This is a genomic window from Anaerobacillus sp. 1_MG-2023 (assembly GCF_030547345.1).
GTDB lineage: Bacteria > Bacillota > Bacilli > Bacillales > Guptibacillaceae > Guptibacillus > Guptibacillus hwajinpoensis_B.
In genome coordinates, this window is the sequence record NZ_JAUORD010000300.1 from 1 (window position 1) to 231 (window position 231).

Below are 231 nucleotides of genomic sequence, written 5' to 3' on the forward strand. Positions count from 1 at the left end.
TCCCATTATCTCTTCATCATAAAAAGAGGTTGAGATCACAGATTCTCCAACATGTTCTTCCAAGCTAACCGTATACTCGATCCTTTCATTGCTTTCTGAGTTATCATCGTATACATTTTGTAATTCAAATTCTCCTGATGCTGTACTAAAATAATCAACAGTATTCAGCATTTTTGTAGACACATCTTCTTTTGACAAATCATCGTATAGTTCATCCTGAGCCGGGGGAGT

General features: G+C 36.4%; 1 pseudogene. It reads right to left on the minus strand.

Going from position 1 to position 231, the window contains the following annotated elements:
* A pseudogene (locus Q4550_RS24240) lies at positions 1-231 on the minus strand (hypothetical protein); the annotation flags it as partial.